General features: G+C 28.1%; 27 protein-coding genes. 11 read left to right on the plus strand and 16 right to left on the minus strand.

The features are described from left to right. Nucleotides 1-16: 16 nt before the first annotated feature. The 3 genes from DYA59_RS05965 to DYA59_RS05975 are packed head-to-tail and all read left to right on the plus strand — an operon-like array spanning nt 17 to nt 2,404. Entirely contained in the window at nt 17-682 is a 666-nt protein-coding gene (locus DYA59_RS05965) for a response regulator transcription factor (protein ID WP_115270340.1), read from the plus strand. Continuing rightward, entirely contained in the window at nt 666-1,994 is a 1,329-nt protein-coding gene (locus tag DYA59_RS05970; protein ID WP_115270342.1) for a sensor histidine kinase, read from the plus strand. Before DYA59_RS05965 ends, DYA59_RS05970 begins: the two co-directional genes overlap by 17 nt. A gap of 56 nt (nt 1,995-2,050) precedes the next feature. After that, on the plus strand, nt 2,051-2,404 hold the full coding sequence (locus tag DYA59_RS05975) for a hypothetical protein (protein WP_115270344.1): 354 nt from the start codon (nt 2,051-2,053) through the stop codon (nt 2,402-2,404). Nucleotides 2,405-2,899: 495 nt separating this feature from the next. Here the strand turns inward: DYA59_RS05975 and DYA59_RS05980 are convergent, their stop codons facing one another. From DYA59_RS05980 to DYA59_RS05995, 4 genes are all read right to left on the minus strand, one after another. After that, nucleotides 2,900-3,277 (minus strand): NifB/NifX family molybdenum-iron cluster-binding protein, encoded by a 378-nt coding sequence (locus DYA59_RS05980; RefSeq protein ID WP_115270346.1) that lies wholly within the window; start codon nt 3,275-3,277, stop codon nt 2,900-2,902. Further along, nucleotides 3,277-3,567 carry a DUF134 domain-containing protein gene (locus tag DYA59_RS05985; RefSeq protein WP_115270348.1) on the minus strand — a complete coding sequence of 97 codons (291 nt, stop codon included), beginning with the start codon at nt 3,565-3,567 and terminating at the stop codon, nt 3,277-3,279. Before DYA59_RS05985 ends, DYA59_RS05980 begins: the two co-directional genes overlap by 1 nt. 219 nt (nt 3,568-3,786) lie before the next feature. Next, a complete protein-coding gene (locus tag DYA59_RS05990; RefSeq protein WP_115270350.1) occupies nt 3,787-4,263 on the minus strand; it encodes a chromate transporter in 477 nt (158 codons plus the stop codon). Next, nucleotides 4,263-4,799 (minus strand): chromate transporter, encoded by a 537-nt coding sequence (locus DYA59_RS05995; RefSeq protein WP_115270352.1) that lies wholly within the window; start codon nt 4,797-4,799, stop codon nt 4,263-4,265. Before DYA59_RS05995 ends, DYA59_RS05990 begins: the two co-directional genes overlap by 1 nt. Before the next feature lie 121 nt (nt 4,800-4,920). Here DYA59_RS05995 and DYA59_RS06000 point away from each other — a divergent pair, with 121 nt between their 5' ends. The 4 genes from DYA59_RS06000 (at nt 4,921) to panF (ending at nt 8,383) form a co-directional block, all read left to right on the plus strand. Continuing rightward, entirely contained in the window at nt 4,921-5,802 is an 882-nt protein-coding gene (locus DYA59_RS06000; RefSeq protein ID WP_115270354.1) for a LysR family transcriptional regulator, read from the plus strand. 88 nt (nt 5,803-5,890) lie between these two features. Continuing rightward, nucleotides 5,891-6,673, plus strand: coding sequence for a Cof-type HAD-IIB family hydrolase (locus tag DYA59_RS06005; protein WP_115270356.1), 783 nt, complete (start codon nt 5,891-5,893; stop codon nt 6,671-6,673). 9 nt (nt 6,674-6,682) lie between these two features. After that, nucleotides 6,683-6,934 (plus strand): YhdT family protein, encoded by a 252-nt coding sequence (locus DYA59_RS06010; protein ID WP_115270358.1) that lies wholly within the window; start codon nt 6,683-6,685, stop codon nt 6,932-6,934. Beyond that, complete coding sequence (panF, locus tag DYA59_RS06015) at nt 6,935-8,383, plus strand: sodium/pantothenate symporter (RefSeq protein WP_115270360.1); 1,449 nt, start codon at nt 6,935-6,937, stop codon at nt 8,381-8,383. A 200-nt stretch (nt 8,384-8,583) separates the two neighbouring features. Here panF and DYA59_RS06020 read toward each other — a convergent pair whose 3' ends face one another. From DYA59_RS06020 to recG, 3 genes are all read right to left on the minus strand, one after another. Then, nucleotides 8,584-10,101, minus strand: a complete 1,518-nt coding sequence (locus tag DYA59_RS06020) for a glutathione ABC transporter substrate-binding protein (protein WP_115270362.1) — start codon at nt 10,099-10,101, stop codon at nt 8,584-8,586. 64 nt (nt 10,102-10,165) lie between these two features. Then, nucleotides 10,166-11,875 (minus strand): proline--tRNA ligase, encoded by a 1,710-nt coding sequence (locus DYA59_RS06025; RefSeq protein ID WP_115270364.1) that lies wholly within the window; start codon nt 11,873-11,875, stop codon nt 10,166-10,168. Between the two features lie 88 nt (nt 11,876-11,963). Further along, a complete protein-coding gene (recG, locus tag DYA59_RS06030) occupies nt 11,964-14,018 on the minus strand; it encodes an ATP-dependent DNA helicase RecG (protein ID WP_115270366.1) in 2,055 nt (684 codons plus the stop codon). 115 nt (nt 14,019-14,133) lie between these two features. Between recG and DYA59_RS06035 the strand changes: the two genes are divergently transcribed. Then, a complete protein-coding gene (locus DYA59_RS06035; protein WP_115270368.1) occupies nt 14,134-14,469 on the plus strand; it encodes a YchJ family protein in 336 nt (111 codons plus the stop codon). 11 nt (nt 14,470-14,480) lie between these two features. Continuing rightward, nucleotides 14,481-15,236, plus strand: coding sequence for an EFR1 family ferrodoxin (locus DYA59_RS06040; RefSeq protein WP_115270370.1), 756 nt, complete (start codon nt 14,481-14,483; stop codon nt 15,234-15,236). 83 nt (nt 15,237-15,319) lie between these two features. Here the strand turns inward: DYA59_RS06040 and DYA59_RS06045 are convergent, their stop codons facing one another. Then, complete coding sequence (locus DYA59_RS06045) at nt 15,320-15,964, minus strand: GNAT family N-acetyltransferase (RefSeq protein ID WP_115270372.1); 645 nt, start codon at nt 15,962-15,964, stop codon at nt 15,320-15,322. A 279-nt stretch (nt 15,965-16,243) separates the two neighbouring features. On the opposite strand from DYA59_RS06045, the gene DYA59_RS06050 reads away from it, so the two are divergent. Beyond that, complete coding sequence (locus DYA59_RS06050; protein ID WP_115270374.1) at nt 16,244-16,966, plus strand: YaaA family protein; 723 nt, start codon at nt 16,244-16,246, stop codon at nt 16,964-16,966. Between the two features lie 56 nt (nt 16,967-17,022). Here the strand turns inward: DYA59_RS06050 and nox are convergent, their stop codons facing one another. The 5 genes from nox to DYA59_RS06075 all read right to left on the minus strand — a co-directional run bounded on the left by nox (nt 17,023) and on the right by DYA59_RS06075 (nt 21,298). Further along, nucleotides 17,023-18,354 (minus strand): H2O-forming NADH oxidase, encoded by a 1,332-nt coding sequence (nox, locus tag DYA59_RS06055; RefSeq protein WP_115270376.1) that lies wholly within the window; start codon nt 18,352-18,354, stop codon nt 17,023-17,025. A gap of 214 nt (nt 18,355-18,568) precedes the next feature. Continuing rightward, a complete protein-coding gene (locus DYA59_RS06060) occupies nt 18,569-19,318 on the minus strand; it encodes a YebC/PmpR family DNA-binding transcriptional regulator (protein WP_115270378.1) in 750 nt (249 codons plus the stop codon). 54 nt (nt 19,319-19,372) lie between these two features. Then, a complete protein-coding gene (locus DYA59_RS06065) occupies nt 19,373-19,924 on the minus strand; it encodes a 5-formyltetrahydrofolate cyclo-ligase (protein WP_115270380.1) in 552 nt (183 codons plus the stop codon). Continuing rightward, the gene (locus DYA59_RS06070; protein ID WP_115270382.1) at nt 19,917-20,507 is read right to left on the minus strand and encodes a uracil-DNA glycosylase family protein; all 591 of its coding nucleotides are present in this window, start codon (nt 20,505-20,507) and stop codon (nt 19,917-19,919) included. The genes DYA59_RS06065 and DYA59_RS06070 overlap by 8 nt, the downstream gene beginning before the upstream one ends. 11 nt (nt 20,508-20,518) lie before the next feature. Then, on the minus strand, nt 20,519-21,298 hold the full coding sequence (locus tag DYA59_RS06075; protein ID WP_115270384.1) for an MBL fold metallo-hydrolase: 780 nt from the start codon (nt 21,296-21,298) through the stop codon (nt 20,519-20,521). A 200-nt stretch (nt 21,299-21,498) separates the two neighbouring features. Between DYA59_RS06075 and DYA59_RS06080 the strand changes: the two genes are divergently transcribed. Further along, nucleotides 21,499-22,179: a DUF554 domain-containing protein gene (locus tag DYA59_RS06080; protein WP_115270386.1), complete on the plus strand. Its 681-nt coding sequence runs from the start codon at nt 21,499-21,501 to the stop codon at nt 22,177-22,179. A 114-nt stretch (nt 22,180-22,293) separates the two neighbouring features. Here the strand turns inward: DYA59_RS06080 and DYA59_RS06085 are convergent, their stop codons facing one another. The 3 genes from DYA59_RS06085 to DYA59_RS06095 form a co-directional block, all read right to left on the minus strand. After that, complete coding sequence (locus DYA59_RS06085) at nt 22,294-23,790, minus strand: cobyric acid synthase (RefSeq protein WP_115270388.1); 1,497 nt, start codon at nt 23,788-23,790, stop codon at nt 22,294-22,296. Nucleotides 23,791-23,801: 11 nt separating this feature from the next. Further along, nucleotides 23,802-24,464: a YczE/YyaS/YitT family protein gene (locus tag DYA59_RS06090; RefSeq protein ID WP_115270390.1), complete on the minus strand. Its 663-nt coding sequence runs from the start codon at nt 24,462-24,464 to the stop codon at nt 23,802-23,804. Nucleotides 24,465-24,630: 166 nt separating this feature from the next. Beyond that, nucleotides 24,631-26,262, minus strand: a complete 1,632-nt coding sequence (locus DYA59_RS06095) for a Na/Pi cotransporter family protein (protein ID WP_115270392.1) — start codon at nt 26,260-26,262, stop codon at nt 24,631-24,633. Between the last annotated feature and the right edge of the window lie 178 nt (nt 26,263-26,440).

Consider the following 26,440-nt stretch of genomic DNA (forward strand, 5'->3'; position numbering starts at 1 on the left):
TTGGGGTGTATAAATTATGCAAAGAAAAATTTTAATTATAGAGGATGAAAAATCACTTACGCAAGTTTTAGATGATACTCTTTCTCAAGAGGATTTTGATATAATTAAAGCCTTTGATGGAGAAAAAGGAATAAATATATTTTATAGTAATAAGCCTGATCTAATATTACTTGATATCAATCTACCTAAAAAATCAGGTTGGGAAGTATGTAAAGAGATTCGTAAGACTTCTAACATTCCAATAATTATGATGACAGCTAGGGATTCTGATAATGATGAATATAATGGTCTAAGCCTTGGAGCTGATGATTACATTACTAAACCTTTCAATCTTAAAATTCTAGCATTAAAAGTAAAAAAACTTTTAAAACTAGATGATAACAATATTTATAAATTTGAAAATTTCTCTTTTGATATAAAGAAAGGAGAAATCACTATCAATGATAAAAATAGTGAGCTTACAAGAAGAGAAATTCAATTTTTAGAATATATGATTAAAAATAAAGGAATAATATTTTCGAGGGATTACCTTCTAAATGAAATTTGGGGATTTGATTTTGAAGGAGATGACAGAGTAGTTGATACTTTAGTCAAAAGAATACGTAAAAAATTAGGTGACTATAGTTTTTTATTAAAAACAATAAGAGGAATGGGGTATAGTTTTGATGAAAATAAAAATTAATCTTTTTCAAAAAATATTCATTTTCTCTATATTTTTAATTGTTTTTACTGTTTTAGTTAGTTATCTTTTTAGTACTTTTTTAGCAGATTCATTTTATATTAACAGAAAAAAAAATGAAATACTAGAAATCGTAGAGAATGCTAAAAAACTCTCAATAGATGAATATATTTTTAAAGATTATGCTTCTGAATTAAAAAATAGAGAAGGAATCAACTTATATATCCTCACAGAAAATAGTACTGATATTTATAATAATTCTGATGATTATTACAACTACGAAGATAAATATTTCACTCAGCTCGAAAATGGATTTCATATAAAAAATCTCCCTTTTTCGAATATAATGCTACTTATTTATAGAGAAGAACTTCCTAATGAAGGTCTACTTTTTGTTACAACCTCTCTATCTGTTATGAGCAGTCATAGGCATGAAGTATATTCACTACATTTAATAACATTTTTCTTAACTATGATCCTAAGTATTTTCCTCTGTAGATTTTTTGCTAAAAAAATTACTAAAAATATTTTTGAACTTAACAGAATAGCTAAACAAATTACTAATCTTGATTTTTCTGAAGAAGCTAATATTGATACTACTGATGAATTAAATGAACTTGGCGAAAATATAAACATTATGTCTAAAAGTATCTCCTCTTCTATTGATAATTTAAATAGTTTTGTTTCTAATGCATCACATGAATTAAAAACTCCAATTGCAATTATAAATGCCCACGCACAAGCTCTACTTAATGAAACTATTACAGATGAAAAATTAAAAAAAGAGTACTATAAAGTCTTATTAAAAGAAAGTAAAGAAATGTCGTCATTAGTAAGCGACTTACTCTTAATTTCTAAACTTTCATCTTTAGAAAAAAAATTACAAAAAGAAGAGTGTAGTTTTTTAAACTTATTAAATGAAAGTATTGAAAAATTTGAATTTTTAGAGCTAAAGAAGGATATTGAATGGAATATTAAAATTAAAGATTTGGATATTCATATTAATAAAAAACTCTTTAAAGTTGTTCTAGATAACCTTGTTAATAATGCTTTAAAGTATTCTCCTGAAAACTCTATTATAAATATATATCAAAAAGATAAAAACATAATCTTTGAAAATCCTATGTATATAGCAGAAAAAGAAAATCTTGATAAACTTTTTCAACCTTTTTATAGAGGAACAGCTGCGAATGAATTAAATATTGAAGGAAGTGGCCTAGGCTTATCACTTATTAAAAAAATCTTAGATTTACACTCTATTAGGTATCTTATTAATATTGAAGATAACTACTTCAAATTTATTTTGACATATTGAAGTCATAATTTTCATCTATAATTCAATAAAATAATTAAAACTAGGAAGTGATGAATGTGAAAAAAATATTTGTTATAATATTCATAATTTTAGCTATCAGTTCAACTGGATTTGCTAAAATGTATAATTTTCAAAATGAATCCAAGCAATCTATTCCACTGCACATGAAAAAAATGAAAGATAAAAATTATATAATAAATCCTGAACTCGAAAAAACTAGAATTGAGATAGAAGAAAAAAGATTAGAAATTAGAAAAGAACTATTAAAGGAAGAACCTGATTGGGATAAAATAGAAAAATTGAATATTGAAATAGCAATACAAGAAGCTAAAAATAGAACCTTAACTATGAGAGAAAAATTTGAAGCTAGATTTAATTCTCAAACATCTTCTAATTTATCTAATAATTAAAATTATCCAAGAATAACTTTTGTTTAAAGAATAAAGAGCAAGTATAGCTTCTAAAATTCTAAAAACTTCAGTTCTCTAAGAATTTTGAAATACAGAAAAGAAATTTCTGTGTCTCAATAGTAGCAGTTATACTTCTCTACTATTGAAAAACTTGCTCTACTTAAAAAATTATGTTTTTTAGTGTTTGTTTTCGCTGACTTGCTCTATTTATTCTTTTCTAATCTTTGTTATTTTTATTTTTTTATATTCTTAATAAATTTTTTAAATTGAAAAAGGAATTTGATTTTCCATAATAACCTTAAGTCCCGCTTTTATAACTTTATCTTTAATTTCATTTTCTATTATTTTATACTTATTAATTTCTAAATCTGCCAAAATAAAATATGGAGCTCTTCCAATCTTCTATCTGTATTTAAATCATATATATCTTCCTCTAATGCCTATCTTCATCTCTAAATTTTGATAAAATATAAAGGGAGTTTCCTCCCTTTATAATTAATGTTTACACTTATGTCCTTCTTCATGATGGTGGGCACAAGCAGATCCTCTAGAGCATAAACTTCCTTGTAAATATACTTCTAATACCTCTTTTATTTCTCCACTTGCTCCCAATATAACCTGTCTACCATTAGCTTTGATTAAATCAATAGCTCTTTGTCCCATTCCACCTGTTATTACTACATTTATATTATTTTCAGCTATAAATTTTGGAAATACTCCTGGAGCATGTTTTGGAGCATCTAATACCTCTTTCTTTACTATTTCTCCCTCTTTTACTGAATATACTACAAATTTTTCACAATGTCCAAAATGCTCCTCTACTGTTACTTCATCATTTGTTGTAAATCCTACTCTTAAAATTTCATTTGCCATTACTTCTCATCTCCTGTATTTTTTAATTTTATTGCTTTTTGATGTAACAAAGCATCCAATATTTTTTTCCTTCCAGAGTTTAATATTCTTTGAACAGTTCCCCTAGATATCTGCATAAGTTCAGCAGTTTCTATTTGACTCTTTCCTTCATAATCACAAAGTCTTATTGCTTCTAACTCATCTATTTCTATCTCTACTGTCTTTAATTCAACCATAGAAATACCAATAGGTTTAAAAATTCTTTCATTTTCTAAAATACGACAACATCTCTGTTTTTTGCATCTCGACATAAATTCCTCCATTTTTTCGTGCATATGCACAATTAAAATATACTACTAGTTTATGATTTTGTCAAGTTTCAAATAAAAAATTAGATAATAACTTTTTTAAAAATTATTATCTAATTGCTTTAGAAAATCATAAAATCTCTCTTATTCATAAGGCTTTATCTATTACTATATAAACAACTCCACCTATAAATCCGCTTCCTAACATAATTTTTATAGGACTTAATCTATATTTTTCAATAAAAATGCTCCTACTATTATTAATAATAATCCAATTATATTAAAACCTTTTTCAAACACTGCTAATTTAAATATAGACACTCCTGCTGTTGTTATCAAAGCAATTATAACTGGTCTAATTCCTGAAAGTATTCCCTGTAAATAGGGCAATTTTTCATATTTAAAATACATCCATGCTAATAATGAAATTATTATACAAGCAGGGAGTATACATCCTAATGTTGCTACTATTGCTCCTAATATTCCATGGATTCTAACTCCTACAAATGTAGAAGCATTGACTGCTATAGGTCCTGGTGTCATCTCTGCTATTGTTATTAAATCTGTAAATTCTGTTAATGATAACCAGTGATGCTTATATACTACCTGTTCTTGAATCAAGGGAATTGCTCCCATTCCCCCACCAAAACTAAATAATCCTATCTGAAAAAAACTTAAAAATAAATCTATATATTCCATTATTTTTCTCTCCTTAATTTAATAAAAGTCTTTACTGCTCCTAGAATAGCACAAAGCAATATTACAATTGTTATATTCACAGAAAAAAGATACACAGCCAAAAATACTACTATCATTATGATTAAAGCTTCTTTCCCAGACTCGCATACCATATTTTTTCCTAAATTTAAAGTTACGTCTACTATTACAGCTACAACACCAGATTGCATACCTTTTAATACAGCACTAACTATATAATTTTCACAAAAAGCCGTATAACAAAAAGATATTCCTGAAATAATTAGAAAAGGTGGTATTATAGTTCCTAGTATAGAAACTAGTGTTCCTCTTACTCCTCCAATTTTATATCCTACCAAAATAGCAGCATTTATAGCTACTGCTCCAGGTGCCGATTGAGCTATTGCAGCTAAATTTAGCATCTCTTTTTCCTCAATCCACTCCATCTCATCAGAAAATTTTTTCTTTAAAAGTGATATTATTAGACAACCTCCGCCAAAAGTAAACATACTAATTATAAAAGTAGATGTCAATAGCATTAGATACTTATTTTTTTCATCTTTATCCCTCCCATAAATAGAGTATCACTTGAATTTTTATTTGTAAAATACTATAATTTAATAAAATTTATAGTTTTTTTATTATAATATAGAAGATAATATGACACTAAGACATTTAAAAATATTTTTATCACTTTATAAGACGAGAAGTACAACTGCTACTAGCAAAGAACTTCTCGTAGCCCAGCCTACAATAAGTATAGCTTTAAAAAAATTAGAAGAACATTATGATGTAAAGCTATTTGACCATTTCTCTCAAAGATTACATTTAACTCAAGCAAGAAAAGAACTATATCATTATGCCAAACATATTATTAATCTTTTTGATGAAGCTGAAAACTGTATGAAAAGTATAGAGATCTTAGGAAATATTACTATAGGAAGTAGTATTACAATTGGAAATTATTTTTTACCTAAATATATCAAAAAATTTCAAGAAAAATATCCTTATACAAAAATTAAAGTAATCATTGATAACACTAATAATATTGAAAAGTTATTACTTGAAAATAAAATTGATATTGGACTTGTCGAAGGAAAGGTAACTAGTAATTTTCTTCAAGTTTCTCCATATATGTCCGACAAATTATGCGTCATATGTAATCCTAATCATCCATATGCTCAATATAAAAAACTTAATCCTAGAATTCTCATTAATGAATCAATGATCATGAGAGAGAAAGGAAGTGCTGTAAGAGAGCTATTTGATATGCAAATGGAAAATATAGGTTTAAAAATAGAACCTCTTTGGGAAAGTATAAGCTCTCATTCTATAATCCAAGCTGTAAAAGAAAATTTAGGAATATCTATACTTCCCTACTTTATAGTTAAAGAATATATTGAAAGAAATGAAATATCTACTATTAACATAAATGAAATAAATCTCTCTAGAGATTTTAATATTATTTATCATAAAAGCAAATTTCACTCTACACATTTCAATAATTTTATAAAAATATGTCTAAATGATAATAGTTACTAAATTAGTAAAATATTTTTTATTTTTTTCTTTCTTATTTTGCAATTTTAATGTAAAATAGAATATATTTTTTATACGAGGTGATAGCTAAATGAAATTTGTTGTATCTGATTTAGATGGAACTCTCCTGTATTCTCACAATATTATAAGTGAATATACCATAAATACACTTAATAAACTTGTTAGAAAAAATATAAATTTTGCTATAGCTACAGGAAGAGGTCGACAAGGAGTACAGACTATTTTAAAACAACTTGGTCTTAAACCATATCTTATTTGTAATAATGGAGCGAATATATATACTCCAGAAGGAGAATGTATCTTTGATAAAAGAATTCCTCAAAATACAGTTACAAAAATATTAAAAGAAATTAGAAAAAATAACCTTTTTTATAGTGCTTTTCAAAATAATTATTATTTTCATAGTAAGGAAGAACCTGTTGAAAATTTTACCACTAGGTCCCTTTTTACTGAAATAGCTGTTGAAAAAGAAGAAGATATCCCTGATTTAAATAAAATAATTGTTACAAATGATAATCCAGAAATTTTAGTAAGGCTTGTCAAGCTATTAAAAGATAAATTTTCATCATTAGCTGAGATAATGTTATCACAACCAACATGTCTTGATATAGCTCCAAAACATTGTAGTAAAGGAACAGGTATCCAAAATCTTGCAAAAATATTTAATTTAAATACTAACGATTTTATGGCCTTTGGAGATGGAGAAAATGATTTGGAGATGTTAAAAACTGTTGGATACCCAGTAATTATGAAAAATTCCCAAGAAATTTTGAAAGCTTCATTTTCTTGTGTTACTTTATCTAATAAAGAGGATGGAGTAGCAAAATATTTAGAAAAATTCTTTAATTTATAGAGGTGAAAAATGAGAGATAAACAAATAAATAAAGAAGTAATTGTAACTTTAATTTTATATATTTTTTATTTTGCTTGGTGGTATTACTTTGCATATTTACATACTAACAGTGAAGATGTAGAAAATTTTAAATATATCCTAGGACTTCCAGAATGGTTTTTTTACTCTTGTGTCCTTGGACTAATTATTATAAATATACTAGTTTTTTTAGCTGTTAAACTATTTTTTAAAGATGTTTCATTAGAGGAGGAAAAAAAATAAATGTTAATACTTATTCCAGTTTTACTTTATCTTTTACTTATGTTAGGTATTGCCTACAAAGTTAATCAAATCAAACATAGTAAAAATGTCGATTTTACTCAAGAATATTTCATAGGAAGTAGAAACATGGGAGGATTTGTACTTGCTATGACTATTATAGCTTCTTATGTTGGAGCTAGTTCTTTTATAGGTGGTCCTGGTATTGCATATAAGCTGGGATTAGGATGGGTACTTCTAGCATGTATACAGGTTCCTACTGCTTTTTTTACTCTTGGAATTGTTGGTAAAAAATTAGCTATTATCTCTAGAAGAATAAATGGTGTAACTATGATAGATTTGTTAAGAGCTAGATATAAAAGTGATATAGTTGTAATACTAGCTTCTGTAAGTATGCTTGTATTCTTTATAGGAACTATTGTAGCACAATTTATTGGTGGAGCTAGACTTTTTGAAGCTGTTACTGGGTATCCATATTTTGTTGGACTTATTCTTTTCTCTTCTGTTGTCATAGCTTATACATCTTTTGGTGGCTTTAGAGCAGTTGTTCTGACTGATGCTATTCAAGGAATTGTTATGTTGATTGCTACTGGAATCCTATTCTATGTCATTTTAAAAAATGGAAATGGTATGGAAAATATTATGCTCTCTATTGCTAAAACTAACCCCGAAATGTTAACTCCTACTTCTAATGGAAATATCACTAAGCCTTTTATCATGTCCTTTTGGGTATTAGTAGGAATTGGGCTTTTAGGTTATCCATCTACTACTGTAAGATGTATGGGGTTTAAAGATAGTAGTTCTCTTCACAGAGCTATGATAATAGGAACATCAGTTGTAGGACTTTTAATGCTAGGAATGCATTTAGTTGGGGTTATGGGAATGGCAGTTGCTCCTGGTGTTGATGTCGGAGATAAAATTATTCCTATACTAGCACTAAAAAATCTTCACCCTATACTTGCTGGAGTATTTATTGGTGGTCCCCTTGCAGCTATAATGTCAACAGTTGATTCACTTTTAATTATGGCATCAGCTACTATTGTAAAAGATTTATATTCACACTATGTAAACAAAGATGCTAGCACAGAAAAAATAAAAAAATTATCTTTTATGGCTTCTTTGGGTTTTGGAATAATAGTCTTTCTACTTTCTTTAAATCCACCTGATTTATTAGTTTGGATCAATTTATTTGCTTTTGCTGGATTAGAAGCTACCTTCTTCTGTCCCATTGTATTTGGACTTTTTTGGAAAAAAGCTAACTCTACTGGAGCTATAGCTTCTATGCTATTTGGATTTATAACTTTTATTTATCTTACTGTATATAAAATTTCTATATTTGGAATGCATACTATCGTACCAGTATTATTTATCAGTTCTATTGTCTTTATTATTGGATCATATATTGGGGAGCCTAATGATGAAGAAATTTTAGATATCTTTTTTAAATTCTAATGAAAATATTTTTAGCTTTATTCTAATCAATTATAAATTTATAGTAGAAAGCATAGAACTAAAAAAGGACTAGTGTAATTTTTACAATAGTCCTTTTACATACATATACATAACTATTCAGATCTTGATCAACTAAAGAAAATCTGAAAAATTATACAATCTATAGCTCTCTCCTATAATATAGATAGTCCTTAATTTCTCTACTGTTCTATATATACAGTAGCAAAATTATGAAGAGTCACAGGGTGAACTCCTAAACCTTTAATATACTTTTGAGCACCAACTGATAAATTTCTATTATAAAGCATAACATCTGGAGCATCATCAACTATTAAAATTTGAGCTTCCTCATATAACTCTTTTCTAGTTTCTGGATTAATCTCTATCTTAGCTTTATCTAATAGTTCATCAACTTTTTTATTCTCGTAAAAATCTCTGTTTCCAGCTCCACCTTTAGCAGAAGAATGATACATAGCATAAAGTCCATAGTCAGCATCTCCTGTTACAACTCCCCATGAACCTAAGAATAAATCATGCCTTCCTTTTTCAGTGATATCCCAATAAGCACTTGTTTCAACTATTTCAACTTTTAAATCTATTCCTATCTCTCTTAAATATGCTTGAACTATCTCAGCTGTTTGAGTATTTGCCTCTCCGCTGAAAACTAAAATACTAGTAGTAAATCCATTTTCATATCCAGCTTCCTTCATAAGCTCCTTTGCTTTCTCTACATTGTACTCATAATTTTTAGTTTTATCAGTAAATCCAAAAACTCCTGGAGCTATTGGAGAAGTTGCTACCTTACCATTTCCATTTAATATTACATCAACAATAGCTTGCTTATCAATAGCATAGTTTATTGCTTTTCTTACTCTTACATCATTTAATGGAGATTTTTGCACATTCATTCCTATATATGAGTAAGATATAGATGGCTTAGTTAAAAGTTGTAACTTAGGATTATTTTTTATATTTTCCTCATCTACTGAACTGATAGCTATTGCTATATCTATCTCTCCAGTTTCCAATCCTATAGCTCTATTTGAAGCTTCTATTACATTTTTAAATACTATGTACTTTAATCCTTTTTCATTTTTATCATAGAAATCTTCATTTTTTTCTAAAACTATTCTATCTCCATATATCCACTCTTTAAATTTATAGCTTCCTGTTCCAATAGGAGTCTCTTTTAAAGCCTCTGGATTTTCAGTCAATAATTTTTTACTTACTATTCCTAATGCTGGGTGTGATAGATGAGCTAATAGTGGACCAAATGGTGTTTTTGTTACAAGATTAACTGTATAATCATCTACTATTTCTATCTTTTCTATTGGTGGCAACACAAAAGCTATTCTAGGAGATTTCATCATTCTTTCAAATGAAAACTTTACATCTTCAGCTGTTAAATCATATCCATTATGGAATTTTACTCCCTTTCTTAGATGAAATTGCATAGTTTTATCATCTATTTGTTCCCAAGATTCTGCAAGTCCTGGATGAATTTGCATATTTTCATCAGATTCTACAAGTCTTGAATAGATAAGTCTATTTGCTCTTAAAGAAAATCCATCATTTCCTTGATGAATATCCAATGATTTAGCCTCTCCATCTTGAGCTATTACAAGTTCCTCTTTTACTTTTTTATTTTCTGCTTTTTCTCCACAAGCTGTGAATAAAAATATCATACTTGTTAATACTACTAATAATTTTTTTAACATTTTTCCTCCCATAATAAAAAGGAGTAGTCCCAATTCTATGATAACTACTCCTTTACTTTAAAAACTAGTATTGTTTCATTAACTCTCTTACTTTAGAAATAACTTCATCTTTAGAGATTTCAAAAGTTTCTCCTGTCTTTCTTATCTTTAACTCAACAATTCCCTCAGCAGCTTTTTTACCACAAATTACTTTAAATGGGAATCCTATTAAGTCAGCATCTTTAAATTTAAATCCAGGTCTTTCATCTCTATCATCAAGCATAGTATCTATTCCATCATCTAATAATGAGTTATATAACTCTTCAGCAAGAGCAACTTGTCCAGCATCTTTCATATTAGCTGGAATTACATCTACTACATATGGAGCTATTGCTGATGGCCAAACAATTCCAAACTCATCATTGTTTTGCTCAATAGCAGAAGCAAGAGTTCTTGAAACTCCTATTCCATAACATCCCATTATTATTGGATGCGTTACACCTTTCTCATCTATAAATGTAGCCTCTAATTTTTCAGAGTATTTAGTTCCTAGTTTGAATATGTGCCCAACCTCTATTCCTCTAGCAGAAGCAAGAGTTCCTCCACATTTTTCACAAACATGTCCAGGTTTTACAGTTTTTACATCTTTTATTATATCAGCTTTGTAATCTCTTCCATAGTTTACATTGATATAGTGAGTATCTATTTTATTTCCTCCAGCTGTATGGTTAGTAATCTCTAATACAGTATCATCAGCTACTACTTTGATATCTCCTAAATCAATTCCAAATGGTCCAATAAATCCTTTTACTAGTCCTAACTTTTCTAATTGCTCATCTGTTAATAACTCAACCTCTATTGCATCTACAGCATTTTTAAGCTTAGTTTCATTAACTTCATAATCTCCTCTAATTAAAACCATATATACTTGGTCAGTTCCCATATCTCTGTACATCATAGCTTTTACTGTTCTCTCCACAGGAACTTTTAAGTGTTCTACCACATTTTCTATTTTAGATACATTTGGAGTATCTACTAATTCTACAGCTTTTAATTCCTCTTTTTCAGCATGGAAAACTTTACTTACAGCCGTTTCTACGTTTGCTGCGTAATCACAGCTCTCACAGTAGATGATTTCATCTTCTCCAGAATCCGCTAATACGTGGAACTCTTTTGAACCACTTCCTCCTATTGCTCCAGAGTCAGCCTCAACAGGTCTAAATTTTAAACCACAGCTTGAGAAAATTCTCTTATAAGTAGCTTCCATATTATCAAACTCTTCATCTAAAGACTCTCTTGTAGCATGGAAAGAGTAAGCATCTTTCATGATAAACTCTCTTCCTCTCATAAGTCCAAATCTTGGTCTTATCTCATCTCTAAATTTAGTTTGAATTTGGTAAAGGTTTAAAGGTAATTGCTTGTATGAAGCAACATCATTTCTAATAACATCAGTTACTACTTCTTCGTGAGTTGGTCCTAATACGAAATCTCTCTTAGCTCTATCTTGTAATTTCATCATAAGAGGCCCCATTACTTCCCATCTTCCACTCTCTTTCCAAAGTTCAGCTGGTTGTAATACCGGCATGAATATCTCTTGAGCTCCTGCTCTATCCATCTCTCTTCTTACAATATTTTCTACTTTTTTAAGAGCCTTTAATCCTAATGGTAGGTAAGTATACACTCCGCTAGTTAATTTCTTAATCATTCCAGCTCTCAAAAGAAGTTTATGACTTGCTATCTCTGCTTCTTTTGGAGTTTCTTTAAGTGTCTTAATATAACTCTTACTGAATCTCATTTTTTCCTCCATATAAATTTTATTTTACTCCATATTTTATCATATTACTTCTTATTTTACCTAAAGTTTTTTAATATTTCTTAAACTATTATTTTACCTCTTTAAACTTTTCAGAAATATCTATAAGAAGATATTCATTTTTTATCTCTCCATGATTCTCTTTTAAATATTCATAACATATATCTTTAACAAGTTTTATAGTTTTTACATCATGTACTATATCTATAAATTTTAAATCACTTAATCCACTCTGTCTTGTACCAAAAATCTCTCCAGACTTTCTAAGTCTCAAATCCTCTTCGGCTATTTTAAATCCATCTTGTGTCTCTTCCATAACTTGAAGTCTAGCCTTTGAAGTAGCATTATCTGTCTTAGAAACTAAAAAACAGTAAGATTGATACTGCCCTCTTCCAACTCTCCCACGTAGTTGATGTAGAGCAGAGAGTCCAAATCTCTCAGCATTATTGATTACAATTATAGATGAGTTAGGTACGTCCACCCCTACCTCTATAACCGTTGTAGATACTAAGATATCTAATTCTTTATTTTTAAATCTGCTCATTATCTCATCTTTTTCAGAGTTTTTCATTTTTCCATGTAAAACTCCTATCTTATAATTTGGTAAAAATTTTTCTACCTCTTCCATAAGTTCTGCTGTTGATTTTGCTGAAAGTTTTTCACTCTCCTCTATAAGTGGAGCTATAAAGTAAGCTTGCCTTCCTTGGGAAAGCTTTTTATCTATAAAATCATACATAGTTTCTATCTCTTCATCTGTGGCTATCCACTTAGTACGAATTGGTTTTCTCCCTGGTGGTAACTCATCTATTACAGATACATCTAAATCTCCATAGATACTCAGTGCCAATGAACGTGGAATAGGTGTAGCACTCATTACCACAAGATTAGCAAGCACTCCTTTATCTCTTAGAGCCTTTCTTTGCAATACTCCAAATCTATGTTGCTCATCTATTATTATCATACCTAATCTATGAAAAACTACACTCTCTTCTATAAGTGCATGTGTTCCTATTACTATCCCTACATCTCCATTTGCTATATCTTCTAAAAGCCTTTGTTTCTTCTTTCCAGTAAAACTTCCTGTAAGTAGTTCTACTCTCACTCCAAGTTTTTCAAATTTATCCTTTACTGAAAGATAATGCTGTACAGCTAATATCTCTGTTGGAGCCATAAGTACCCCTTGATAAGAGTTTTCTAACATATATAGAAGTAACACCATAGATACCGCAGTCTTTCCACTTCCTACATCTCCCTGTACTAACCTATTGACCACTCTTCCATTTGCTAAGTCTTTATATATCTCTGTGATTACTCTCTTTTGTGCATTAGTAAGCTCAAAAGGTAGAGATGATAGATAAGCTTTCACCAAAGTTTTTTTATCCTCAAGATGATACCTCTCTATATTTTGATTGTCCACCTCAAACCTTTTCTGGAGTATTCCCATCTCTAAAACTAAAAGTTCTTCTACAGCAAAACGTCTTTTAGCTTCCTCTAAATTTTTACTATTCTTAGGAAAATGTATCTCTCTTAGAGCCTCTTTTCTCCCTATAAGTTTGTATTTTTTTATAATCTCTTCCGGAATATTTTCCTCTATTACAGCAAGAGTCGTATTTAACATCTTCTCCATAAGTTTTCTTAAAGAGTTCTGTGGTAACTCCTTACTTGAACTGTATATTGGGAGTATCTCTCCCTCATCTAATCTCTTTTGATTACTACTCAACTTAAACTCTGGATTTACTATCTGAAATATATATCCTCTCTTGACTTGACCAATAAATATATATTCCTCTCCTATCTTAAGAGTTTTTCTAAGATATGGCATCTGAAACCATACCAACTCTATTATCCCACTTCCATCTGTGGCAGTGGCTTTTACCATCTTAAGTCCTGAACGAGTAGGTGGAGCTGTTATAGTCATAAGTGTAGCTTTTAAAACTACATACTCCTCTCCTCTCAACTCTCCTATTTTTTTTATATTAGTTCTATCATCATAAGCTCTTGGAAAGTAGTAGAGCATATCAGCTATTGATTTTATTCCCAGTTTCTCTAATTTTTTTAAATTTTTAGCATCTATACCGATATCTATATTTTCCAATGGCCAATATATTGTGTTATATCTTCCCACTTTCTCACTCCTTTCCTTTTCAATATCTTTTATTATATCATAGATATTATTAACTTTCTAAAGAAATATCTTTAAAAAAATGATATAATGGAATAAAAAATTATCGGAGGTAAAGATGAGTAATCCAAAGACAGCTCTTGAACTTATGAAAGCTAGATATGAAGCTTATACTAAGGGAAATATTGAATTTATAAAAAATACACATGACCCTAAAACAGCTAAAGGAATAGATTGGAAAGAGGCTGAAGAATGGTCTAAAAATTCTAAATGGTTAGGTCTTGAAATTGTAGAAACCATAGCTGGAACTCAATTTGATAAAGAGGGGATAGTAGAATTTAAAGCTAGATATGTAGATTTAATTAGTGGAGAAGAAGTAGTACATCATGAAAGAAGTTACTTTGTAAAAAAGGGTAGACATTGGTATTATAAAGGGTGGTTGCCAATAAAATAGGAGGGATAGTTATGGAAATCTATTATTTTACAGGAACAGGAAACTCATTATATATTGCTAAGAAAATTCAAGAGAGTATCAACTGCAATCTTATTCCTATTGAAGCATTGATATCAACAGATAAAATTATTCCTAACTCTAATGAGATTGGTTTTATCTTTCCAGTTTATTTTGGTGATATTCCAGAGTTTGTTAAAAGTATAGTCAAAAAATTTGATCTTTCAAATGTAGATTATATATTTGTTCTGCCAAATTGTTATAGCCTTATAGGAGCTACTTTTTTAAACTTTAAAAAAATTTTAAATTCCAAAGGAAAAAATATAGATTATGAAAATACTCTTTTTATGCCAGATAATGCTATTCTTTTTCCTATTGAAAAGGATAGGGAGAAATTAGAAAAAGTTGAGATAGATATTCTACCAATTATTGAGGATATTAAAAATAAAGCTAAGAAAAAATCAGTTACCGACTATTTTCAAGTTCTTCAATACTATTTTATGAAACTCTTTTCTAATTGGGAATTTTCTCCTAAAAAATTTGTTGTAAATGATAGTTGTATAAGTTGTAGTATCTGTAAGCAGGTATGCCCAACTAAAAATATCGAATTAAAAGGTGGAAAACCTATCTTTAATTTAAATTGTACCCATTGCCTTGCTTGTTTTCATTGGTGTCTCAAAGAAGCTATCTCTATGAAAAATTTTACAATTAAAAATAGAAGAAGATACCATAATCCTAATATTAAGTTAAATGAGATTATTAGAAAGTAGATATCTTTTTTAATTATAAAAATGAGGAGTCCTTCAATTAAAAAACTCTTAAGACTCCTCAATATTTCAAATGATTTTAAATTTTACTCATCTAATTCAGCACAAGCTTTTTCATACTCCAACTGACTCTCTTGAAAACCTTTTTCTTTATATGGAAATCCCTTATCAAACTCTTCTAATTCTTCTTCAGAAAATCCACCATCTAGTCCTGATGAAAAAAAAGCATACCCTGATATATTTTCCAAAGCTCCTTCATATAATGGCAGTACTAAAAGTCCTTTATAAAATCTCATATCTGGCATAGAAATTCCATATTTTTTACCACCTAAAAAACCATATGGTTCATAGTGATATGGATAACCTAGAGTAAGAATTGCTCTATACCCCATCTCCTTAGCTTTTTCTATTGTATAAGTTATTAATTTTCTTCCCAATCCCTGTCTATGAAATTTTGGGGAGATAAATACAGGTCCAAAAGAGATAGTTTTTATCTCTTTTTCTTTTTCATTGATAATTTTTGAGTGAGAGTAAAAAATTCCTCCCTCTACCTTTCCATCTACCTCTATTACATAAGCAAGTTCTTTTATAAAATCTGAATTTTTACGAAATTTATTTATAACTAAGTGCATATCTGTTCCTGGAAAATATAGATTCCAGAAAGCTTCTCTTGCTATCTCTTCAACTCTTCTATAATCTCTTTCCTCTTCTTGTCTTATAACTATATTCATATTAATAACCTCTCTTTTCTATCTTTCTATAATTTCTTAATTACAAGGAGGTTTTGATTTTTATCTACTCTCTATCTCCCTCTTTGCTACACTCTCCAATACACCTCTATTTTTTAGCATAAATTCATCAACTCCTTTTTTAATTTTTTATATTTTATCATTTTATTAAAATTAAGTAAATAAATTAAATCTCACAACTATTTTACTTATCTTTATTTTTTTACTTTCATATAGTATAATTTATATAAAATCATATTAATTATAGAAACGAGGTTATTTATGAAGATAATTTTTTCTCCAAGTAAAACAATGAAATACAAAGACATAGATTTTAAAAGTAGTAAAGATGTAGAATTTCCTAATCATACAAAAGCTCTTATAGAAAAGTTAAAATCTTTTTCAATAAAAGATATAGGTAATCTTTTTAAATTAAAGGGTAAACTTTTAGAAGAAACTTATAATAATATTCAAAACTTTGATACTTTATCACCTTATAAAGCTCTATTTCTTTATGATGGAGTTACTTTTAGACAATTAGAAATAGAAAAATTTAGTGATAAAGAGATAGAATATTTAAATAAAAATCTTTTTATTCTATCAGCTCTCTATGGAGTAATCTCTCCTAATACAAAAATCAAACCTTACCGTTTAGATATGACTATAAATATTTTAAATGAGAGTATGTACAAATTTTGGAGTAAAGATATTAATAACTATCTTGAGAAATATTCCACAGAAATTTTTATCAATCTTGCTTCTAAAGAGTTTTCTAAAATTTTAGATTATAAGAAATTTAAAGTATTTGATATTGAGTTTAGACAAAATGTTGATAGAAAATTAAAAAATATCAGTACAGAGGGAAAAAAAGCTAGAGGAATGATGCTCAACTATATGACTTTAAACTCTATTGAGGATATAGAAAAAATAAAAGAGTTTTCTGAAGATAATTATAAATTTTCTCCAGAAAACTCTACAGAATCTAAACTATTTTTCATAAAATAACTTATTAAAAATGGGCTGTTGCAATTTAAGAATTTGCAACAGCTCCAATTTTATATCTATTTAGCATTTAAAGCTGCCATTGTTATATAGTTATATGGTTGGTTGAAATGAGGTAAGAAGAAAATATCTAATAATTTTAATTTATCAATAGTTACTCCTTCTTGAATAGCTAGTGAGAACATATGAATTCCCATGGAAATATCCTGTCTAGAAGCTAACTGAGCTCCTAATATTCTTCTTGTATCCATATCATAAACTATGCTAATCATTACTTTATCATTATTATGCTCAATAAAGGCAGGTTTTTGTAAATCTTCATAACAAGTTGCAACAGCATTATATCCCATTTTTTTAGCTTTTTCTAATGTAAGTCCAGTTGAAACCATATTTAATCCATAAATAGAAATTCCATTAGATCCTTGAACCCCTATACTTTCTAATTTTGTTCCACAAACATTATGAGCTGCTACCACTCCAGAACGTACAGCATTAGTTGCTAATGCTATATAATTTGTTCCCTGAATTGAATTATCATATACAGTAGCACAATCTCCTATTGCATAGACATCATCTAAACTTGTTTTTTGTGTTAAGTCTACTTTATACGCATTTTTAAATAACTCTAATCTATCTTTTCCTAATTTAGTATTTGGTACAAATCCAACTGCTAATATTACCATATCAGCTTTGTAAGATTTTTTATCTGTTATTACTTCTTCAACTTTTCCATTTCCTTTTATTTCAAGAACTTTCTCTCCATAATTTAAATTAATTCCATTTTCAGCTAAGTTCTTATTCATTAGATCTCTGAATTCTTTATCATAATATCCCGATAAACAACTATCGGCTAAATCAATCAACTCTACATTTTTTCCTATTCTTTGAAAAGCCTCAGCAAGCTCCACTCCAATATATCCAGCTCCTACAACTACTATGTTTTTAAAATCTCTATCTTCCAATTTTTTTATTACATCTTCAGCATGTTGATATAATTTTACAAATTGTACATTCTCTAAATCTTTTCCTGGAATATTTAAATCAATTGGTAATGATCCTGTTGAAAGTATTAACTTATCATATGCCTCTTCATATTTTTCTCCATTCTTTCCGATTGCATAAACTATTTTTTTTTCAAAATCTATATTAGTTACTTCTGTTTCCATATGAATTTTAGCTTTTTTTTCTTCTAGTCCTTCCTTTGTAGCATAAAATAATCCACTTGCTCCAGAAATTTGTCTTCCTATCCAAAGTGCCATTCCACATCCTAAAAAACTAATATTTGAATTTCTATCAAATACAACTACTTCATTATCAGAATAATTTCCCAACATTGTATTTATAGCTGCTGTTCCTGCATGATTTGCACCTACTACTATTATTTTACTCACAATATACCTCCCTAAACTTACTTTCGTAAAAATACTATACCACTTTTATATAGTTTTTTCAAGATATTTTATTTGCATTTTTTAACTCTAAACAGAATTATTTTTGACCAATTTAATCTAGTTTAATATTAAAATAATATTTTTTATAATTAATTTTAATAACAAAAAAGAGAAGACTTCTCATATAAGATAACTCTTCTCTATAAATACTTTATTAATCTAACTGAGCTAAAATGTCATCAGCTATATCAAAATTTGCATAAACCTCTTGGACATCATCTAAATCATCTAAAGCTTCATAAAGAGCCATTACTTTTTTAGCTGTATCTAAGTCTGTAATCTCAACTTTATTTTCTGGATTCATAACTATTTCAGCTTCTTCATAGTTATATCCCGCCGCTTTTATATTTTCTAATACATCTTGGAACTCTGTATAATCAGTGGTTACTTCAAATACTCCATTTTCTTCAGAAACATCTTCTGCTCCAGCTTCTAATGCTGCCATCATAAACTCATCAGCATCTATTCCTTCTGATTTTACTGTGATAACTCCTTGTTTTTTAAACATCCAAGCAACAGCACCATCAGTTCCTAAATTTCCACCTTTTCTTGTGAAAGTCATTCTCAATTCAGAAGCTGATCTATTTTTATTATCAGTAACAACATCAACTATAAAAGCTGTTCCTACTGGTCCATAGCCTTCATATCTCATCTCTATAAAGTCTACTCCTTCCAGTTCACCAGTTCCTTTTTTAATTGCTCTTTCTAATATATCTTTAGGCATGTTTCCAGCTTTTGCCTTCTCTATTGCAAGTCTTAATCTTGGGTTAAAATTTGGATCTCCTCCACCCTCTTTAGCTGCAATTGTCAACTCTCTTCCAAATTTAGTAAATAATTTAGCTCTTTTTTTATCTTGAGCTCCCTTTCTATGTTGAATATTCGCCCATTTACTATGTCCTGCCACAATAAACCTCCTATTTTTTTCTCTATAAAATTTTATCATATTAACCAAGTTTTTTCAATACTTCTTAATTCTCAAAATCTCATTTTTTGTAATTATCATATCTAAAGCTATATCGTGTTCTTCAACTTGAATATTTTCTAATAATTGAAAATTAAAAATAGGAGCAAGTTTAAAAGTATCAGGATAATTCAAAAAGAGTCTATCATAATATCCCTTTCCATAACCTATTCTATTTCCAAATCTATCAAAAACAAGCCCTGGAGTAATTATCATATCCAATTCTCCGAAATACTTCTTGCCAATTGGTTCTTTTATCCCAAACTTCCCTATAGAAAAGTTTTCACCATATCTAATCACTGATAATTCTCCATTTTTTTCTATTCTAGGTAAATATAATTCCTTTCCAGCTTTTAAAATTTCTTTATTTAAAATTTCTATTTTTATCTCACTTCCAAAGTTCATAAATGATAAAATTTTTCTAGCTTTTTTATACTCTTCTAATCCTAAAATTTTATTACAAAGCTCCATACTTTCTTCAAGCCATATATTTTCTTCCAAACAGTCTCTCATTTTCTTCATCATACTTCTTAACTCGTTCTTATCCATTTACTTTATCCAATTCTTGTCTTAAAATTTTCAAATCATTCCAAAATTCCAAAGCAGCTCTAGATTTTTTGCCATTCTCATTTCTTGATTTCTTTACAAAATTAACATCATAAGTAATAAGAAGTTTTATTCCCCCTATCCAATCTATCACTTTTCCTCTCTCTTCTCCTAATTTTATATCTCTTAGCAATAAATTTTCAGCAACCTCTGAACCAAGAGCAACTATTATCTTAGGTTTCATCAAAGCAATTTGTAGTTTTAATAATTCTTTTAATTTCTCTCTCTCTTCTTCTATAAACTCTGAAAATTTACAATCACTTTTAGACAAAGTTGTTATATAATAATCCTCTGGAGCTATTCCCTCTATATCACAAAGCTTTATTAAAAACTCCCCACTTGAAGCTGGAGATACTTTTAAATCCTCATTTTGATAAAGCTCAGAATCATCCCCTATAAAAAGAATATTAGCTTCTCTATTTCCACTTCCTATTAAAATTTTTTTATTTTCTATAGATCCATAAGTTTTTCCAAGGCTCCCCACTTCAAATTTTATTTCCTCCCATAAGTTATCTATCTCTTCCATATATTCACCTCTTAAAACTCAAATAACTCTGTCACTGTATCTTGATTTGCTAATTCATACTCTAATTTTATTTTATTCTCTTTTAACTCTTGAGCTATAGTACTTTTAACAATGGCCTGACTATTGCTATCTTTACTTATATGAGCTAAATAAACTTTTCTTAAATTTCCATCATACATATCCTTTATAAATTTTGCTGCCTCATTATTCGAAAGATGCCCATTTCTACTTTTAACTCTAGCTTTTAAATCCCAAGGATAATTACATTTCATAAGCATATTATAATCATAGTTACTTTCTATTATCATAATATTAGCCTCTTTAAAGTTTTCTCTTACTACATTATTTATATAACCTATATCTGTTGAAATTACTGCTACCTTACTATTTTGAGTCTCTATTCTATAACCTACTGTTCTTTTAGCATCATGCATTACATCAAAAGGTTTTATAAGTAAACTGTCATTTATAACAAATTTATTTTTATCAATAAATTTCAAATTCTCTGGGTCAATTTTTCCCAATTTACTTTCACCAGCTTTAAAACTCTCCGGAGTAATATATATAGGTATATTGTATTTTCTAGAAATTATTCCTGCTCCTTGTATATGATCTATATGTTCATGTGTTATCAAAATAGCATCTATATCTAATATTGTTTTACGAATTGAATATAATCTTTCTTCTATTTTTTTACAACTAAATCCTGCATCTATTAATATTCTTGCTTTATCACTCTCTATATACGTAGAATTTCCTGCACTTCCACTACCTAATATTGAAATTTTCATTTATTTTCCCTTCTAAGCTCAAAAAATTTAAATAATATTAATATATATCTTATACCATAAAAAATAGCTTTTGAGAATATTTTAATTTTTTTATAACAAAAAAATAGTAAATATTTACTAGAAAATTCAATAGTTATATAGTATAATTTTTAACATATATTTTAAATTTATAAAAAAATGGGGGGGGGGAAGAATTTACTATGTTAGGAACCATTGTAAATACTTGTGCAATTATTATTGGAAGTTTATTAGGAGGAATATTAAAAAAAGGAATTTCTAAAAAATATGAGTTAGCTATGCTCAATAGCTGTGGATTAGCTGCCTGTGGAATTGGTCTTAATTCCATCACATCAAATATGACAAAAAGTCAATATCCTATTTTATTCATTGTGAGTTTAGTATTTGGTTCTATAATTGGAACTAAATTTAATCTAGATTCTAAACTTCAAAATCTTATAAAAAAATATACTAGAAATGCTCTAGCTGAAGGAATAGTCTCAGCGACACTACTTTTTTGTATAGGCTCACTTTCAATAGTAGGTTCTGTGATGGCCGCTTTAAAAGATGACTATACTTTCCTATTTACAAATGCTTCTCTTGATTTTATAACTTCAATAATTTTTTCATCTACTTATGGTATTGGTATAACAATAGCTGCCTTTATTCTTTTTACTTGGCAAGGAAGTATATACTTTCTTACAAAATATATCTGTATGGATTTTTTTACCGATGATTTTATAGTAGAACTTTCTATAGTTGGAGGTTTTCTTATTACTGCTACAGGATTAGAAATATTAAAAATAAAAAATATAAAAACTATAAATTTACTTCCAGCTATACTCATCCTCATGTTATTTTTTGTTATCAAAAGATTTTTATAAACACAAAATGAAAAGCAAGTACAATTAATATTAAATTTTATTTATTTTAAATAGTTTTAATTCTTAATTACTTGCTCTTTCTAAAGATACATATTGGTTTTTTAAATCTTTATATCATTTCATTATCTTATAAATCTCACCTATATCTAAATGTTCTCTTAAAAGCTTAGCTAGCTTATCATATTCTCTTTCTTTGAGCTTTGAAAATGTAAAGTTACCTTTTAATGGCTTTAATCCCTTTTTAAGCCTCACATTATTCAAAAATTTCCTTGTAAATTTTTCATTATCAAATATTCCATGAATATAAGTACCTAAAATATTTTCTCTAGCTACCATTGTTAAACCTCCACCTAATATGAGATTTTTTTCTTCTCCTTTAGATATTCCTTGATGAATTTCATATCCTCGAATTTTTAAATTTTCACATCCTCTAATTATGCTCTCTTCCAAATCGTTAATTAAAATCTTTTCTGTTTGTTCTGTTATTTTTACTTTCTCAAGTGTTGTCTTTATATTTAAAATATTAAAACCTTTTATACATTTTTTTTTGCCTTCTATTCCATATAAATCTTCTATTTCTCTCCCTAACATTTGAAATCCACCGCAGATACCTACTAATATAACTCCATCTTCATACATTTTTTTTATTTTATCATAGATTTTATTAATTTTCAATTTCTCTAAATCTGATATAGTATTTTTAGTTCCAGGCAAAATAATTATATCCTCTTCACCTAACTCTTCATATGAATATACATATTTTAAGCTTACATCTGGATAGCGATTTAAAGAATAAAAATCTGTAAAATTGGACATTTTATCAAGCCTAATAACACTTATTTTTATATTTCCATCTTCTTTTTTATATTTATTTATATTTTCAACTAAACTATCTTCTTCTTCAATTTCTAATTTTTCATATGGAATCACTCCTAAAAATTTTATGTCTAATCCTTGAATTTTGAGTTTATTCATAAACATATCTATTCCAGGTTTTAATACTTGACTGTCTCCCCTAAATTTATTAATAATTAAACCTTTTATTCTTTTTCTATCACTTTCATCTAAAAGGGCAATAGTTCCATATAATGAAGCAAATACTCCTCCCATCTCTATATTTCCTATCAAAATTACTGGAGCATCTACTAATTCTGCCATTCCCATATTAACATAATCATATTCTCTCAAATTTATTTCTGCAGGACTTCCTCCTCCTTCTAAAACACCAATATCAAAATTTCTTTCTATTTTATTATAATTTCTAAGAGCTATCTCTTTCCAATAATTTGAATTAGCAAAATAATCTTTTGCTCTCATATTAGAGAGTACTTTTCCTTCTACTACTATTTGTGAATTATTATCTGAATTTGGTTTTAAAAGTATAGGATTCATAAATGCTCTCGGTATTTCTTTACATGCTTCTGCTTGTACTACTTGAGCTCTTCCCATCTCCAATCCATCTATATCAACAAAAGAATTAAGAGCCATATTCTGAGATTTAAAAGGAGAAACTCTATAACCATCTTGAACAAAAATTCTACATAAACCAGTCACAATAACACTTTTTCCTACTGATGACCCAGTCCCTTGTATCATTATTTTTTTATGCATAACCTTTCCCCCTAATCTTCAAAACCTCTCATTACTCTATTCAAATTTAAAAATTCTTCCTTCAAGTTTCTATGATGAAGTTTTTTTATGTCCATACCATAAAATTTAAATATCCATTGCAAAAATATCCCCATAATAAGAGCAGTTATAATAGTTCCTATCCCTAATTTCCCACCCATTAACCAACCTATTAAAAAAGCGATTATTTCTATTCCATTTTTTACAATACTTATAGGTTTATTAAATTTTTTTGTTAATATTTGCATAAATCCATCTCTTGGCCCACATCCCATTCCTTGTATCATATACAAATAAGTTCCATAACTATATAAAAATATACCTATTAATAACTCTAAAACTTTAAAAAACCAACTTTCAAACATAGGGATAAAATCCATAAATATTATTAAGTCCATAAAGAAACCTATAAATATAAAGTTTAAAATTGTTCCTATTCCTATTGGTTGACCTAAAAATATATCTATTAAAACTATTATTACACCTAGATTAATGCTAGCCTGACCTATAGTTATTCCAGTTATTTTAGATATACCTTGATGTAACACATCCCAAGGTGCTAGTCCTAAATTTGATTTTAAAATTATTATACAACCTAGTGCACAAATAAACAAACCAAGAAATAATTTTAAATATCTAATAGCCTCTTTTTTCAAAAAACTCTCCTCCTAAAGCAATTTATATAAAAATATCTTACTATAACCTCTTCATTTTTCTAATTTTATTTTCAAGTAAAATAAAAAAGAAAGCTAGAATCAATTAATTATAAAAAATTTAAGGATGCTAAATTCCTATATAAATAGTCTTTAACATCCTCTTAAATTATTTTTCTGTATATCCCTCAATTATATTCGTTAAGTGATCCCCTACTCTTCTATAAAAATTTATTATATCCATAAAATTAGTAGTTGACATAGTAGTTGCAGATGCTTTTATTCCAAAATCCATATAATTTTTCTTTGCATTTTTATATAAAGAAGTAACCTCTTTTGCATTTAATACACATTCTTTTATTAATATAGGATTTTTCTCTTGATAAGCTCTATCAATATTTTTAAAAAACTCATTGGTCTTTTCATGTAAACCTAAAACCACTTTCATTTCTTGTTCAGTCAAAAAGATTATATTATCTTGTAATTTTTTTAAACTATTAGTAATTCTCATTAAATAATCACTTACTGTTTCATACTCATCTGATACAATAAGATTATTTCTAATATCTCTTCTTAAGCTATCATTAATATCTTTATTATTTAAAATTACAAAATTAGCATCTGTTATTTCTTTTTGATATAAATCTAAATCATCTTCAATCTTTCTTAATTCTTTAACTTTTTCATCAGTTAAAACTTTAGAATTTCTGTATACATTTTTTACTTCATCAAACATTAATTGAATCATTTTTCCCATATTTCCAACTTCGACTTTTGTTTGTTCAACAACAATTCCAGAAGTTTTTAACATAAGTTCATCAATTTTAGTAATTCTTTCATTTACTCTTCCATCATCTTTTACAATTTTACATAAGAAATCTGCTAAATATCCTATAAAAGGAGTAAATAAAATAACATTTGTTACATTAAATACAGTATGAGCTGTAGCTATTGCAACTGTTATATTTGTATCGTGATCACCAAAAAGAGATAAAAACTTTAAATAATAAGGAAATACTGCAGTTACCCAAATTACACCAAATGTATTTATAATCGTATGAGCATAAGCTGCTCTTTTAGCATTTACATTTGCTTTTAATGTAGCAAGTATTGCTGTAATAGTAGTTCCAACATTTTCTCCTAAAACTAATGCCACAGCTGTTTCATAATTAATTAATCCTTGCACAGCAAGTGTGATAGTTATTCCTAATGTAGCTGATGACGATTGTACAATTGCTGTAACTAATGCACCTACTGCTGCTGCTTTTAACACTCCTAAATATGAGTCTGCTGAAAACATTTGAAATAAACTTACAAACTCTGGCATATTCCTGACTGGTTTTAATCCATCACTCATAAGCTCTAATCCAAAAAAAATCATTCCAAGTCCCATTACAGTTAGAGCTCTTGTTTTAGCCTTATCTCCTTTTAAAAACATATGTGCTATAACTGCTATTCCAAGAATAGGAAGTCCATACTTCCCTATATTGAGTGCTAAAATCCATCCTGTAATAGTAGTTCCAATATTTGCTCCAAATATTACTCCTAATGCTTGTTTTAGTGTAAGTAATGAGGCATTAACAAATCCTATTGTCATTACTGTACTAACAGATGATGATTGTACTAGCATTGTTACAAACATACCCATCAATATAGCTACTATCCTATTAGTAGTTAAAATAGCTAAAAATCTCTTTAATCTCTTTCCTGCTAATTTTTGCATTCCGGAAGACATATTATCCATTCCATATAGAAAGATTCCCAAGCCTCCAAGAACCTTAAAAATTATATCCAGATACATTTTACCTCCCAAAGTAAATATAATTATAAAACTTTCTTTAAAAAAATATTAATTTTTTAATAATTTTTCAATATTTTTTAAAAATATGACATCCTATTATATTATCTTATTTAGGAAAATTCAAGTTTAAAAAAATAAAAAAGTTTTTTCTTATTTTTTTTTACTAAGTCAAAACATT

The organism is Fusobacterium necrogenes (assembly GCF_900450765.1).
In the GTDB taxonomy this organism is placed as follows: Bacteria; Fusobacteriota; Fusobacteriia; order Fusobacteriales; family Fusobacteriaceae; genus Fusobacterium_A; species Fusobacterium_A necrogenes.

Bases quoted from the DNA above. Each gene is read 5' to 3' on its own strand.
- DYA59_RS06035 (WP_115270368.1), top strand. From the start codon at position 14,134: ATGAGTAATCCAAAGACAGCTCTTGAACTTATGAAAGCTAGATATGAA.
- DYA59_RS05970 (WP_115270342.1), top strand. From the start codon at position 666: ATGAAAATAAAAATTAATCTTTTTCAAAAAATATTCATTTTCTCTATA.
- DYA59_RS06085 (WP_115270388.1), bottom strand. From the start codon at position 23,790: ATGCATAAAAAAATAATGATACAAGGGACTGGGTCATCAGTAGGAAAA.
- DYA59_RS06095 (WP_115270392.1), bottom strand. From the start codon at position 26,262: ATGTATCTGGATATAATTTTTAAGGTTCTTGGAGGCTTGGGAATCTTT.
- DYA59_RS06005 (WP_115270356.1), top strand. From the start codon at position 5,891: ATGAAATTTGTTGTATCTGATTTAGATGGAACTCTCCTGTATTCTCAC.
- DYA59_RS06045 (WP_115270372.1), bottom strand. From the start codon at position 15,964: ATGAATATAGTTATAAGACAAGAAGAGGAAAGAGATTATAGAAGAGTT.
- DYA59_RS06065 (WP_115270380.1), bottom strand. From the start codon at position 19,924: ATGGATAAGAACGAGTTAAGAAGTATGATGAAGAAAATGAGAGACTGT.
- DYA59_RS06040 (WP_115270370.1), top strand. From the start codon at position 14,481: ATGGAAATCTATTATTTTACAGGAACAGGAAACTCATTATATATTGCT.
- DYA59_RS06000 (WP_115270354.1), top strand. From the start codon at position 4,921: ATGACACTAAGACATTTAAAAATATTTTTATCACTTTATAAGACGAGA.
- DYA59_RS05980 (WP_115270346.1), bottom strand. From the start codon at position 3,277: ATGGCAAATGAAATTTTAAGAGTAGGATTTACAACAAATGATGAAGTA.
- DYA59_RS06025 (WP_115270364.1), bottom strand. From the start codon at position 11,875: ATGAGATTCAGTAAGAGTTATATTAAGACACTTAAAGAAACTCCAAAA.
- DYA59_RS05990 (WP_115270350.1), bottom strand. From the start codon at position 4,263: ATGGAATATATAGATTTATTTTTAAGTTTTTTTCAGATAGGATTATTT.
- DYA59_RS05995 (WP_115270352.1), bottom strand. From the start codon at position 4,799: ATGCTATTGACATCTACTTTTATAATTAGTATGTTTACTTTTGGCGGA.
- DYA59_RS06075 (WP_115270384.1), bottom strand. From the start codon at position 21,298: ATGAAAATTTCAATATTAGGTAGTGGAAGTGCAGGAAATTCTACGTAT.
- DYA59_RS06010 (WP_115270358.1), top strand. From the start codon at position 6,683: ATGAGAGATAAACAAATAAATAAAGAAGTAATTGTAACTTTAATTTTA.
- DYA59_RS06080 (WP_115270386.1), top strand. From the start codon at position 21,499: ATGTTAGGAACCATTGTAAATACTTGTGCAATTATTATTGGAAGTTTA.
- DYA59_RS06070 (WP_115270382.1), bottom strand. From the start codon at position 20,507: ATGGAAGAGATAGATAACTTATGGGAGGAAATAAAATTTGAAGTGGGG.
- panF (WP_115270360.1), top strand. From the start codon at position 6,935: ATGTTAATACTTATTCCAGTTTTACTTTATCTTTTACTTATGTTAGGT.
- DYA59_RS05965 (WP_115270340.1), top strand. From the start codon at position 17: ATGCAAAGAAAAATTTTAATTATAGAGGATGAAAAATCACTTACGCAA.
- DYA59_RS05985 (WP_115270348.1), bottom strand. From the start codon at position 3,567: ATGTCGAGATGCAAAAAACAGAGATGTTGTCGTATTTTAGAAAATGAA.
- DYA59_RS06050 (WP_115270374.1), top strand. From the start codon at position 16,244: ATGAAGATAATTTTTTCTCCAAGTAAAACAATGAAATACAAAGACATA.
- DYA59_RS06020 (WP_115270362.1), bottom strand. From the start codon at position 10,101: ATGTTAAAAAAATTATTAGTAGTATTAACAAGTATGATATTTTTATTC.